Here is a 13,288-nt window from a genome sequence, read left to right on the forward strand (position 1 = left end):
GCCAATGCCTGTTGCTCGCACACAGGCATTGGCGCAACGCAAATTCAACCGATTGGAGAGGGTTGCCATGAAACGACTTCCACTACGCACTGCCCTTGCCGTGGCATTGCTCAGCACCGCTGTCAGTGTTTGCGCCAAGTCGTTGGTGGTGTGCACCGAAGCCAGCCCTGAAGGCTTCGACATTGTTCAATACACCACTGCCGTGACAGCCGATGCCTCGGCTGAAACCATCCTCAATCGCCTGGCCGATTTCAAACCCGGCACTACAGACGTTGAACCGGCGCTGGCCGAGCGCTGGGACATCAGCCCCGACGGGCTTGAATACACCTTTTACCTGCGCCCCGGCGTGAAGTTTCACAGCTCTGACTCTTTCAAACCGACCCGCACCCTGAACGCTGATGATGTGCTGTGGAGTTTTCAGCGCCAGTTGGACCCCAATCATCCGTGGCACAAACTGTCGCTGGTCGGCTTCCCCTACTTTGAAAGCATGGGCTTCAAAGACTTGCTCAAAAGCGTCGAAAAAATCGACGACATGACCGTCAAGATCACCCTCAATCACGCCGAGTCGCCGTTCTTGCGCGACATCGCCATGCCCTTCAACTCCATCTACTCCGCCGAATACGCCGACCAGTTGCTCAAGTCCGGCAAAACCAACGAGTTGAACAGCAAACCCATCGGCACCGGCCCGTTCATGTTTGTGCGCTACAACAAAGACGCCCAAGTGCGCTTCAAGGCCAACCCGGACTACTTCCGTGGCAAGCCGCCCAGCGACGTGCTGATTTTCGCCGTCACTACCGACAGCAACGTGCGCCTGCAAAAACTCAAGGCCAACGAATGCCAGATTGCGGTCTATCCAAAACCCGATGACATCGCCTCGATCAAGGCCGACCCCAAGCTGGCGGTCGATGAGATCGAAGCCATGATGACCAGCTACATCGCCATGAACACCACGCATAAATACTTGAATGACGTGCGGGTGCGTCAAGCCATCAACATCGCCTTCGACAAGGACGCGTACATCCGGGCGCTGTACGGCGAGGGCAAGGCGACACCGGGCATTAACCCGTACCCGCCGACCCTGCTGGGCTTCAACAAAAGCATTGAAAACCCGCCACGGGATCTGGACAAAGCGCGCGCCTTGCTCAAAGAAGCCGGTGTGCCCGAAGGCACGGTACTGACCTTCTTCACCCGCAACGGCGGCGCGGTAACCAACCCCAATCCGCTGGTGGCCGCACAAATGCTGCAATCGGACCTGGCACAGGTCGGGATCAAACTCGACATCCGGGTCATGGAATGGGGCGAGATGCTCAAACGCGCCAAAAATGGCGAGCACGACCTGGTGAGTGCGGGCTGGGCGGGCGACAACGGCGACCCGGATAACTTCCTCACGCCAAACTTGAGTTGTGATGCTGCCAAAAACGGCGAAAACTACGCCCGCTGGTGTAACAAGACATTTGAAGACTTGATCACTCAGGCACGGGCAATTACTGACCCCGCCGAGCGGTCTGCCTTGTACGAGCGCGCTCAAGCCGTGTTTCACGAAGACCAGCCGTGGATCAGCGTGGCGCACCCCAAACTGTTTAACGCCAGACGCAGCAACGTCGAGGGCTACATCCTTAGCCCGCTGACCAATAACAACTTCGCCACCACCCAGGTGAAGTAGAACAATAAAACACCCGCCAGCGTTCACCCGAACCCTGGCGGTCCTGCCTAACCGGCTGATGAGGTACACCACACGATGTTTAGTTTTATTGCCCGCCGAATAGGGCTGTTGATCCCTACGTTCTTCGGCATCACCTTGCTGACCTTCGCCCTGATCCGCATGATCCCCGGCGACCCGGTCGAAGTCATGATGGGTGAACGTCGGGTCGATCCAGAGATGCATGCACAGGCCATGGAGCGTTTGGGCCTGAACAAGCCACTCTACGAACAGTATTTCGACTACGTGACCAAGCTCGCCCATGGCGATTTGGGCGAATCGTTGAGAACCCGTGAAAGCGTGTGGACCGAATTTTCTGCGCTGTTCCCCGCCACCCTGGAACTGTCGATGGCGGCCCTGTTGTTTGCCGGCATTCTCGGACTGCTGGCCGGGGTCATCGCCGCCTTGAAGCGAGGCTCACTGTTTGACCACGGGGTGATGGGCATCTCCCTGGCGGGTTACTCCATGCCGATTTTCTGGTGGGGTTTGATTCTCATCATGTTCTTCTCGGTGAGCCTGGGCTGGACCCCCGTGTCGGGGCGCATCGACCTGCTGTATGACATCGAGCCCAAAACCGGCTTCATGCTCATCGACACCCTGCTCAGCGACGAACCCGAAGCCTTCTGGGACGCGCTGCACCACATGATCCTGCCTGCGATTGTGCTCGGCACCATCCCGCTGGCAGTGATTGCGCGCATGACCCGCTCTTCGATGCTCGAAGTGCTGCGCGAAGATTACATTCGCACCGCCCGCGCCAAAGGCCTGTCGCCCGCACGCGTGGTGTTTGTGCACGGCCTGCGCAATGCCCTGATCCCGGTTCTGACCGTGGTCGGCCTGCAAGTCGGCACCCTGCTGGCCGGCGCCGTACTGACCGAAACCATCTTCTCGTGGCCCGGCATCGGTAAATGGCTGATCGAAGCCATTGGCGCCCGCGACTATCCCGTGGTGCAAAACGGCATCCTGTTAATCGCCTGCCTGGTGATTCTGGTCAACTTCGTGGTGGACATCCTCTACGGCTTTGCCAACCCACGCATCCGCCACCAGCGCTGAGATCCTGACCATGACTACCACACCTACACCCGCAACTGCGGTGGATCAAAGCCTGCTTTATCCCTCGCCTTACAAAGAATTCTGGCACGCGTTTTCACGCAACAAGGGCGCCGTGGCCGGGCTGATTTTCATGAGCATCATCGTGTTCTGCGCGCTGTTTGCGCCCTGGGTTGCCCCGCACAACCCCAGCGAGCAATACCGCGACTTTCTGCTGACGCCACCGGCGTGGCTTGAAGGCGGGCAGATGCAGTTTTTGCTCGGCACTGATGAACTGGGGCGTGACCTGCTGTCCCGACTGATCGAAGGCTCGCGCCTGTCCTTGCTGATCGGCTTGTCATCGGTGGTGATCTCGCTGATTCCGGGCGTGATCCTGGGCCTGTTTGCCGGGTTTTTCCCGCGTTTTCTCGGCCCCGGCATCATGCGCTTGATGGACATCATGCTGGCCCTGCCCTCCTTGCTGCTGGCGGTGGCGATTGTCGCCATCCTCGGCCCTGGCCTGATCAACACCGTGATCGCGATTGCCGTGGTCTCTCTGCCCTCTTATGTGCGCCTGACCCGGGCGGCGGTGATGGGCGAACTGAACCGCGACTACGTGACCGCTGCGCGTCTGGCCGGTGCCAGCTTGCCACGCCTGATGTTCATCACCGTGCTGCCCAACTGCATGGCGCCGCTGATCGTTCAGGCCACGTTGAGTTTCTCCTCGGCGATCCTCGACGCCGCAGCCCTGGGCTTCCTGGGCCTTGGCGTACAACCGCCGACGCCGGAGTGGGGCACGATGCTGGCCTCGGCCCGCGACTACATCGAACGTGCGTGGTGGGTCGTCAGCCTGCCCGGTTTGACCATTTTGCTCAGCGTGCTGGCAATCAACCTGATGGGCGACGGCCTGCGCGATGCGCTGGATCCGAAACTCAAGAACGCCGCCTGAGGAGATTCCCATGTCACTGTTAGAAATCAAGAATCTCAACGTCCGTTTTGGCGACGCCCACGCGGTGCCGGTGGTCGACGGCTTGAGTGTGTCGGTGGATAAAGGCGAAGTATTGGCCATCGTTGGCGAGTCGGGATCGGGCAAATCCGTGACCATGATGGCGCTGATGGGGCTGATCGAGCACCCCGGCATCGTCACCGCCGACGCGCTGAACTTCGACGGCCAAAACATGCTGAGCCTCAGCGCCCGTCAACGCCGCAAAATCGTCGGCAAAGACATGGCGATGGTCTTTCAAGACCCGATGACCGCGCTCAACCCCAGTTACACCGTGGGTTTTCAAATTGAAGAAGTGCTGCGCCTACACCTGAAAATGTCCGGCAAAGCCGCACGCAAGCGCGCCATCGAGCTATTGGAAAAAGTCGAAATACCCGGCGCCGCCAGCCGCATGGACGCCTACCCGCACCAACTGTCCGGTGGCATGAGCCAACGCGTGGCCATCGCAATGGCCATTGCCGGCGAGCCAAAACTGCTGATCGCAGACGAACCGACCACCGCGCTCGATGTAACCATTCAAGCCCAGATCATGGACTTGCTGCTCAACCTGCAACGCGAGCAAAACATGGGCCTGGTGCTGATCACTCACGACTTGGCCGTGGTGGCCGAAACCGCCCAGCGCGTGTGCGTGATGTACGCCGGGCAAGCGGTGGAAGTCGGTCAGGTGCCGGGGCTGTTTGATGTGCCCGCGCACCCGTACAGCGAAGCCTTGCTGGCAGCCATCCCGGAACACAGCATGGGTGCGGCGCGCCTGGCGACGTTGCCCGGCATCGTGCCGGGGCGTTACGACCGCCCGCAAGGCTGCCTGCTGTCGCCGCGCTGCCCGTATGTACAAGACACATGCCGCCAACAACGCCCTGCGCTGGAGACTAAAGCTCACAGCCAGGTGCGCTGCTTCTTCCCCTTGAATCAGGAGGTGGCGTAATGACTGTCGTTCTTACTGCCCGTGACCTAACCCGCCATTACGAAGTGTCCCGTGGCATGTTCAAAGGCCACGCCCTGGTGCGTGCCCTCAATGGCGTGTCGTTTGAACTTGAAGCCGGTAAAACCCTGGCCGTGGTCGGCGAGTCGGGGTGCGGCAAGTCCACCCTCGCCCGCGCGCTGACGCTGATTGAAGAGCCGTCCTCCGGCTCGCTGAAAATCGCCGGTCAAGAGGTGGCAGGCGCCAACAAGGCCGAGCGCAAGCAACTGCGCAAAGACGTGCAGATGGTGTTTCAAAGCCCTTACGCCTCGTTGAACCCACGCCAGAAAGTCGGTGATCAACTGGCCGAGCCGCTGCTGATCAATACCCGACTCAGCGCCAGCGAGCGCCGGGAAAAAGTGCAGGCCATGATGAAGCAAGTGGGGTTGCGCCCTGAGCACTACCAGCGCTACCCGCACATGTTTTCGGGTGGCCAGCGCCAGCGTATCGCCCTGGCGCGCGCCATGATGCTGCAACCCAAAGTGCTGGTGGCCGACGAGCCGACTTCCGCCCTCGACGTGTCGATTCAGGCCCAAGTGCTCAACCTGTTTATGGACTTGCAGCAGGAGTTCAATACCGCTTACGTGTTCATCTCGCACAACCTGGCGGTGGTGCGGCACGTAGCGGACACGGTTTTGGTGATGTACCTCGGTCGTCCGGTGGAGATGGGGCCAAAAGAAGAAATCTACACCCGCCCCCTGCACCCTTACACCCAGGCGCTGCTGTCCGCGACCCCGACCATCCACCCGGACCCGCTGAAGCCGAAAATCAAAATTGTGGGTGAACTGCCCAACCCTTTGAACCCGCCCTCGGGTTGCGCCTTCCACAAGCGCTGCCCGTATGCGACCGACTTTTGCAGCACCCATGAACCGCCGTTACGGCTGCTGGATAACCGCCAAGTGGCGTGCCATCACGCCGAACAATTCCTACAGAGCTAAGCGTCTTTCGTAGGCGCTGCCGCAGGTTGCGATCAAGCACGCAGCCTGCGGCGTTCGGGTTCCTGGTTTCGACGGCATGGCCGCCGAGTGCCTCGTGTGAGTTGTCTGCGCCAACCGTTGGTTATTCGGCTCAGTACTGACCTTCGCTGGCTTTGCCGTGATCGACACTGTCGTCGTCCTGACGATCGGTCTTGCCGTCTCCGTCATTCGTGGCGCTGTCGGCCGAGTCGTCATCACCATCAACCTGATCATCATCCCCGGAGCTGCCGCCCTGACCCTGGTCTCCAGGTTCAGACTCCGATTTAAAGATGGCGTGCAATGTAGGGCCTGCAACACCGTTCGCTGAAACGCCAGCAGCCGGATGGGTCAGTGGATTGCTCGCCCAGGCTGGCGAACTGCTGATCGTTATAAACACCAGCACTTTGAGCAACAACACAGCGCGTTGATAAAGCTTCATGGGGAATTCCATCCTAGGGTGAGAAACGTCCTGTAACGCTAGTCCGTCTTCCTCGCCTTCGCCAAGCGAGCGTCCATAAAAAAAGCGAAGCCCCCCGGATCATGCTGATCGGCTCAAGGCGACTGCAATCGGTAGGCGCAAACTTGCGCCTACCGATTGCAGTGACATGTCCCTTGATAGATCAGCAAAACCCAAAGGCTTCGCTTTTTTCAAACAGGCTCGCAGGCCTTAGTGGTGCTCACGCGTTGCGCGGAACTTCACATCAGGCCAGCGCTCTTCCATCAGCGCCAGGTTGACGCGGGTCGGCGCCAGGTACGTCAGGTGACCACCACCATCAATCGCGAGGTTTTCGACCGCTTTGATCTGGAACTCTTCCAGCTTCTTCTTATCGCTGCACTCGATCCAGCGCGCCGAGTACACGGTGATCGGCTCGTAGGAGCATTCCACTTTGTATTCGCCTTTCAGACGGCTGGCCACCACGTCGAATTGCAGCACACCGACGGCACCCAAGATGATGTCGTTGCTGCGCTCCGGGAAGAACACCTGCGTGGCGCCCTCTTCGGCCAGTTGCTGCAAGCCCTGACGCAGTTGCTTGGATTTGAGCGGGTCGCGCAGACGCACACGACGGAACAGTTCCGGCGCAAAGTGCGGGATGCCGGTAAAGCCCAGCACTTCGCCTTCGGTGAAGGTGTCGCCGATCTGAATGGTGCCGTGGTTATGCAGGCCGATGATGTCGCCCGCGTAGGCTTCTTCGAGCTGTTCACGCTCAGAAGAGAAGAACGTCAGCGCATCGCCAATGCGGATGTCTTTGCCGGTCCGTACGTGGCGCATTTTCATGCCCTTTTCGTACTTGCCCGAGCAAATACGCATAAAGGCGATGCGGTCACGGTGTTTAGGGTCCATGTTTGCCTGGATCTTGAACACGAAGCCGCTGAATTTCTCTTCGGTCGGCTCCACTGTGCGTTCGTTGGCCACACGCGGCAGCGGCTCAGGGGCCCAATTGACCACAGCGTCGAGTACGTGATCGACACCGAAGTTGCCCAACGCCGTACCGAAGAACACCGGTGTCAGTTGGCCATCGAGGAATTCTTGCTGGTTGAACTCATGGCACGCGCCTTGAACCAGTTCCAGCTGATCGACAAAGCGCTGGTACTCATCACCCAAGTGGGCGCGGGCTTCGTCAGAATCGAGTTTCTCGATGATTTTGACTTCGGTGCGCTCGTGGCCGTGACCGGCGGTGTAAACGATGATGTAGTCGTCTGCCAGGTGGTACACGCCTTTGAAATCGCGGTAGCAGCCAATCGGCCAGGTGATCGGCGCAGCTTTGATTTTCAGTACGGCTTCGATCTCATCCAACAGCTCGATAGGGTCGCGAATGTCGCGGTCCAGTTTGTTGATGAAACTGACAATCGGCGTGTCACGCAGGCGGCATACGTCCATCAGGGCGATGGTGCGCGGCTCAACCCCTTTACCGCCATCGAGCACCATCAGCGCCGAGTCGACAGCGGTCAACGTGCGGTAGGTGTCTTCCGAGAAGTCTTCGTGGCCCGGGGTATCGAGCAGGTTGATCATGTGGTCGCGATACGGGAACTGCATGACCGACGTGGTAATCGAAATACCCCGTTGCTTCTCCATTTCCATCCAGTCGGAGGTGGCATGGCGGTCGGACTTTCGCGATTTCACCGTACCGGCCACAGCAATGGCCTTGCCCATCAGCAAGAGTTTCTCGGTGATGGTGGTCTTACCCGCATCGGGGTGGGAAATGATGGCGAAAGTGCGGCGTTTCGCGACTTCGGCGGCCTGGTTGGTCATGGGAAATCGCCTGACGATTGATTCAAAAAAGGGCGCGGATTATAGCTCAAATCAGGCATCAACAGCCACCGTTGGTACCCTGGATGTGATCACAAGGGTGGCAATATGCCGTAAATAATGTGAACCTTTTAAACGGTGGAGGCGTCCACTCTCCTGATACGACATCGCGTCAGGGGCTGAAATATCAGCAAGTTAGCCTGACGAGGCTGCGCTAATGACAGGCGATGCCGGCGTTTACTCTGCCCCCGCCTGTTGCTCTTCGCGAACCCATTGTCGGCAGCCAGGAATGGCCTTGCCACACGAGAATGTGTCCGCCGACTGAAATAAAAAGGAGTCCGCCTGTGGCTAATCGCTATGGAAAAGGGCTTATAGGATGCGTGGCAGTTGTCGCCCTCCTGGCCCTGTTGGTCCATTGGATCGGCATCAGCACTATCGAACACTATCAAGATGATTTGTTGTTCTACCTGCAAGCCCATCTGTACCTCGTACTCGCTTCAATGCTCGCCGCCCTCCTCGTAGGGATACCCGCTGGCATTTTCCTCAGCCGACCTTCAATGGCCGGACGTGCGGAACGCTTCATGCAAGTCTTCAACATTGGTAACACCGTGCCACCGCTGGCCGTTTTGGCCATTGCGCTGGGCTTTTTAGGGATCGGTAGCGGTCCCGCCATCTTCGCCCTGTTTCTCGCCTCGTTGCTGCCCATTGTGCGCAACACCTATGAAGGCCTGAAAAACGTACAGGGTTCACTCAAAGAAGCCGCCGTCGGCATCGGCATGACCCCGCGCCAAGTGCTATGGCGGGTCGAACTGCCCAATGCCGTGCCCATCATCATGGGTGGCATCCGGGTCGCGCTGGCGATCAACGTCGGCACCGCGCCCTTGGCGTTCCTGATCGGCGCCAACAGCCTGGGCAGCCTGATTTTCCCTGGCATTGCCTTGAACAACCAACCGCAACTGATCCTCGGCGCCGCCTGCACTGCGCTGCTGGCACTGCTGCTCGACGGCCTGGTGATACTCATCAGCCGCCTTTGGTTGGAACGCGGCCTGCGACCTGCTTAAGGTCTGGCTGAGCTAAGGAAAAACCATGAAAAAAATAAGCTTGTTTTTAGGCTGCATCCTGCTGTTCGCAGGAATGGTCCAAGCCGCAGAAAAACCGTTGATTCGCATCGGGGCGCGAGTGTTCACCGAGCAAACCCTGCTCGCTGAAATCACCTCGCAATACCTCAACAGCAAAGGCTACAACGCCCAAGTGACGGGCGGTCTGGGCAGCAGCCTGGCGCGCTCGGCGCATGAGTCCGGGCAACTGGACATGGTGTGGGAATACACCGGCGTGTCGCTGGTGGCCTACAACCACATCACCGACAAACTCGACAGCCAGCAATCCTACGACCGCGTTAAAGAACTCGACGCCAAAAAAGGCCTGATCTGGCTGCACCCTTCCAAGTTCAGCAACACCTACGCCTTGGCCCTGCCGCAAAAAGTGGCCGAAGCCTTCCCGCAGATCAACACCGTCAGCGACCTGAACAAGGCCCTGCGTGAGCCGCAAAACAAAGAGGCACTGGTGGCGCTGGACACCGAGTTCGCCAACCGCTCTGACGGTTTGCTGGGCATGGTCAAGCTGTACGACATGGACCTGACCCGCCGCAACATCCGTCAGATGGACGCGGGCCTGGTCTACACCGCGCTGAAAAACGGCCAGGTGTTTGCCGGTCTGGTCTACACCACCGACGGCCGGTTGAGCGCCTTCAACCTCAAGTTGCTGGACGACGACCTGCATTACTTCCCCGACTACACCGCAGCGCCGGTGGTGAGCAAAGCCTACCTCGACGCGCACCCGGACCTGGAAGGGCTGCTCAAGCCGCTGGCGGATCTGTTTGACGACGAAACCATGCGCCAGCTCAACGCCAAGGTCGACGTCGATCACGAAAGCCCGTCCAAAGTCGCCGCAGCGTTTCTGCGCCAACATCCACTGAACTGAGGAGAAGACATGGAATTTTTAAACGCCTTTTCCCACATGGATTGGTCGCTCGTACTGCATCTGACCTGGCAGCACATCACCTTGGTCGGCATCGCCGTGACCTTGGCCATTGTTGTCGGTGTGCCATTGGGGGTGCTGATGACGCGCTTCCCGACACTGGCCGGACCACTGCAAGCCAGCGCCACCGTGCTGCTGACCATCCCCTCCATTGCCCTGTTTGGCCTGCTGCTGCCGTTCTACTCCAAGTTTGGCCAGGGCCTTGGGCCGATGCCGGCCATCACCGCCGTGTTCCTGTATTCGCTGTTGCCCATCATGCGCAACACCTTCCTCGCCCTGACGGGTGTGGAACCGGGTATTCGTGAAGCCGCCCGTGGCATCGGCATGACCTTCGGCCAGCGCCTGCGCATGGTTGAACTGCCGATCGCGGTGCCCGTGATTCTGGCCGGTGTACGCACCGCCGTGGTCATGAACATTGGTGTCATGACCATCGCTGCCACCATCGGTGCCGGTGGCCTGGGTGTACTTATTCTTGCTGCAATCAGCCGTAGCGACATGTCGATGCTCATTGTCGGCGCGGTATTGGTCAGTGTACTGGCCATCATCGCCGACCTGCTTTTGCAATGGCTGCAACGCTCGCTGACTCCAAAAGGACTGCTCAAATGATCGAACTTCAAAACCTCAGCAAAACCTTCCAAAGCAACGGCAAAGACGTCAAAGCCGTGGACTCGGTAAACCTGACCGTCAACGAAGGCGAAATCTGCGTGTTCCTCGGGCCTTCGGGTTGCGGCAAGAGCACCACACTGAAAATGATCAACCGCCTGATCAAGCCCACCTCGGGCAAGATTTTGATCAACGGCGAAGACACCACCGACCTCGACCCGGTGACCTTGCGCCGCAACATCGGCTACGTGATCCAGCAGATCGGTCTGTTTCCCAACATGACCATCGAAGAGAACATCACCGTGGTCCCGCGCCTGCTGGGCTGGGACAAGCAAAAGTGCCACGAACGGGCACGCGAGCTGATGAGCATGATCAAGCTCGAACCCAAGCAATACCTGCATCGCTACCCGCGTGAATTGTCGGGCGGCCAGCAGCAGCGTATCGGCGTGATCCGCGCCTTGGCGGCGGATGCCCCGCTGCTGCTGATGGACGAACCGTTCGGTGCGGTTGACCCGATCAACCGCGAGATGATCCAGAACGAGTTCTTCGAGATGCAACGGGCGCTGAACAAGACCGTGATCATGGTCAGCCACGACATCGACGAAGCGATCAAGCTGGGCGACAAAATTGCCATCTTCCGCGGCGGCAAACTGTTGCAGATGGACCACCCGGACACCTTGCTGGCCCACCCGGCCGACGAATTTGTCAGCAACTTCGTGGGTCAGGACAGCACGCTTAAACGCCTGCTGCTGGTCAAGGCCGAAGACGCGGCCGACAACGCGCCATCGGTCAGCCCTGAGACGCCCGTGGGCGAAGCACTGGAGCTGATGGACGAACTCGACCGTCGGTACGTCGTGGTCACCTGTGCCGACAACAAAGCACTGGGTTATGTGCGTCGTCGCGACCTGCATCGCCAGACCGGCACCTGCGGCCAATACCTGCGCCAGTTCACCGCGACGGCGGCCTCCGAAGAACACCTGCGCATCCTGCTGTCGCGCATGTACGAATTCAACCGCTCGTGGTTGCCGGTGATGGACGCCGACTGTGTGTTCCAGGGTGAAGTGACCCAGGAATCCATTGCGGCGTACCTGAGTTCGGGCCGTTCACGCGGGGCTAAAACCAGCATCGTGTCACCCGCCGAAACCGCACTGGCTTAAGCGCCATAGCCTGATCACTGTAGGGGCGAGCACGCTCGCGCCTACAGCTGATATCCCGCCTCAAATGCCTGTTGATGGAACATCCCTACGTCATCAATGTCGGTTAGTTAAATAGCTGTCATTGAACCCGCGACGAACGCGTACATAAACGCGACATTTGTTGTTGCTCAATGCGCAATCACCCCCTACAGTTCGCGCCGAACATCCATGCTGGAAACGATCCATCCGGCTCAAGTACTGACGACGAGACAGCAAGGTTCATTTACCTTTTTTGCTTTCGGCGGACATGCCTTGGGAAGTAGGCGAACCAAAGTGGGGATACGGAGGATGTTCAGTTGCACCCATTGATTGATGACGTTTGCCACTAGGAGTCCCACAGCATGTCGATTCAGGTCGAAGACTATTACGCGCGCGAAACCTTCCAAAAAATGAAGGCGTTCGCTGACACCCAGGAAACCCCGTTCGTGGTGATCGACACCGCGATGATCAGCAAAGCCTATGACGATCTGCGGGCCGGCTTTGATTTCGCCAAGGTGTACTACGCCGTCAAGGCCAACCCGGCCGTCGAAATCATTGATTTGCTGCGCGACAAGGGTTCGAACTTCGACATCGCGTCGATCTACGAGCTGGACAAAGTCATAGCCCAAGGCGTCGGCCCCGAGCGCATCAGCTACGGCAACACGATCAAAAAATCTAAAGACATTCGTTACTTCTACGACAAAGGCGTGCGCCTGTTCTCCACCGACTCCGAAGCCGACTTGCGCAACATTGCCAAAGCCGCCCCCGGTTCAAAGGTGTATGTGCGCATCCTGACCGAAGGCTCGACCACGGCTGACTGGCCTTTGTCACGCAAGTTTGGCTGCCAGACCGACATGGCCATGGACTTGCTGATTCTGGCCCGTGACCTGGGCCTGGTGCCCTACGGCATTTCGTTCCACGTGGGGTCGCAACAGCGCGACATCAGCGTGTGGGACGCTGCCATTGCCAAGGTCAAAGTGATCTTCGAGCGCCTGAAAGAAGAAGACGGCATCGTGCTCAAGCTGATCAACATGGGCGGTGGCTTCCCGGCCAACTACATCACCCGCACCAACAGCCTGGAAACCTACGCCGAAGAAATCATTCGCTTCCTCAAAGAAGACTTCGGCGACGACCTGCCAGAAATCATTCTGGAGCCGGGTCGTTCGCTGATCGCCAACGCGGGCATTCTGGTCAGCGAAGTGGTGCTGGTGGCACGCAAATCGCGCACCGCCGTCGAGCGTTGGGTGTACACCGATGTCGGTAAATTTTCGGGCCTGATCGAAACCATGGACGAAGCCATCAAGTTTCCGATCTGGACTGAGAAGAAAGGCGAAATGGAAGAAGTCGTGATCGCCGGGCCAACGTGCGACAGCGCCGACATCATGTACGAGAACTACAAATACGGCCTGCCGTTGAACCTGGCCATTGGTGACCGGCTGTACTGGTTGTCGACCGGTGCTTACACCACCAGCTACAGCGCTGTTGAATTCAATGGCTTCCCGCCGCTGAAGTCGTACTACCTGTAAGCCTCAACGCTTGAAAAACCCATGACACGTCATGGGTTTTTTTATACCTGCGCT

12 protein-coding genes are annotated in these 13,288 nt (G+C 58.7%); 10 read left to right on the forward strand and 2 right to left on the reverse strand.

Annotated features, from left to right (window positions below):
- Positions 1-67 precede the first annotated feature (67 nt).
- The 5 genes from AP059_RS19645 to AP059_RS19665 all read left to right on the forward strand — a co-directional run bounded on the left by AP059_RS19645 (position 68) and on the right by AP059_RS19665 (position 5,627).
- Positions 68-1,663 (forward strand): ABC transporter substrate-binding protein, encoded by a 1,596-nt coding sequence (locus AP059_RS19645; RefSeq protein ID WP_059765153.1) that lies wholly within the window; start codon positions 68-70, stop codon positions 1,661-1,663.
- A gap of 75 nt (positions 1,664-1,738) precedes the next feature.
- Positions 1,739-2,749, forward strand: a complete 1,011-nt coding sequence (locus AP059_RS19650) for an ABC transporter permease subunit (RefSeq protein WP_048362514.1) — start codon at positions 1,739-1,741, stop codon at positions 2,747-2,749.
- 10 nt (positions 2,750-2,759) lie between these two features.
- Positions 2,760-3,674 (forward strand): ABC transporter permease subunit, encoded by a 915-nt coding sequence (locus AP059_RS19655; protein ID WP_048362513.1) that lies wholly within the window; start codon positions 2,760-2,762, stop codon positions 3,672-3,674.
- A 10-nt stretch (positions 3,675-3,684) separates the two neighbouring features.
- Positions 3,685-4,653, forward strand: coding sequence for an ABC transporter ATP-binding protein (locus AP059_RS19660; protein ID WP_059765155.1), 969 nt, complete (start codon positions 3,685-3,687; stop codon positions 4,651-4,653).
- Complete coding sequence (locus tag AP059_RS19665; protein ID WP_059765157.1) at positions 4,653-5,627, forward strand: peptide ABC transporter ATP-binding protein; 975 nt, start codon at positions 4,653-4,655, stop codon at positions 5,625-5,627. The genes AP059_RS19660 and AP059_RS19665 overlap by 1 nt, the downstream gene beginning before the upstream one ends.
- 130 nt (positions 5,628-5,757) lie before the next feature.
- On the opposite strand, the gene AP059_RS19670 is transcribed toward AP059_RS19665, so the two are convergent.
- Complete coding sequence (locus tag AP059_RS19670; RefSeq protein WP_048362510.1) at positions 5,758-6,084, reverse strand: hypothetical protein; 327 nt, start codon at positions 6,082-6,084, stop codon at positions 5,758-5,760.
- Between the two features lie 228 nt (positions 6,085-6,312).
- Positions 6,313-7,896 (reverse strand): peptide chain release factor 3, encoded by a 1,584-nt coding sequence (locus AP059_RS19675; RefSeq protein ID WP_048362509.1) that lies wholly within the window; start codon positions 7,894-7,896, stop codon positions 6,313-6,315.
- Between the two features lie 305 nt (positions 7,897-8,201).
- Between AP059_RS19675 and AP059_RS19680 the strand changes: the two genes are divergently transcribed.
- From AP059_RS19680 to AP059_RS19700, 5 genes are all read left to right on the forward strand, one after another.
- Complete coding sequence (locus AP059_RS19680; RefSeq protein ID WP_173426994.1) at positions 8,202-8,954, forward strand: ABC transporter permease; 753 nt, start codon at positions 8,202-8,204, stop codon at positions 8,952-8,954.
- A 25-nt stretch (positions 8,955-8,979) separates the two neighbouring features.
- Positions 8,980-9,873, forward strand: coding sequence for a glycine betaine ABC transporter substrate-binding protein (locus AP059_RS19685; protein ID WP_059765159.1), 894 nt, complete (start codon positions 8,980-8,982; stop codon positions 9,871-9,873).
- A 9-nt stretch (positions 9,874-9,882) separates the two neighbouring features.
- Positions 9,883-10,536 (forward strand): ABC transporter permease, encoded by a 654-nt coding sequence (locus AP059_RS19690; RefSeq protein ID WP_048362506.1) that lies wholly within the window; start codon positions 9,883-9,885, stop codon positions 10,534-10,536.
- Entirely contained in the window at positions 10,533-11,690 is a 1,158-nt protein-coding gene (locus AP059_RS19695) for an osmoprotectant ABC transporter ATP-binding protein OsmV (RefSeq protein WP_059765161.1), read from the forward strand. Before AP059_RS19690 ends, AP059_RS19695 begins: the two co-directional genes overlap by 4 nt.
- A gap of 380 nt (positions 11,691-12,070) precedes the next feature.
- On the forward strand, positions 12,071-13,234 hold the full coding sequence (locus tag AP059_RS19700) for a type III PLP-dependent enzyme (RefSeq protein WP_059765163.1): 1,164 nt from the start codon (positions 12,071-12,073) through the stop codon (positions 13,232-13,234).
- Positions 13,235-13,288: the final 54 nt, after the last annotated feature.

The sequence above is a fragment of the Pseudomonas sp. TAA207 genome, from assembly GCF_001529285.1.
In the GTDB taxonomy this organism is placed as follows: Bacteria; Pseudomonadota; Gammaproteobacteria; order Pseudomonadales; family Pseudomonadaceae; genus Aquipseudomonas; species Aquipseudomonas weihenstephanensis.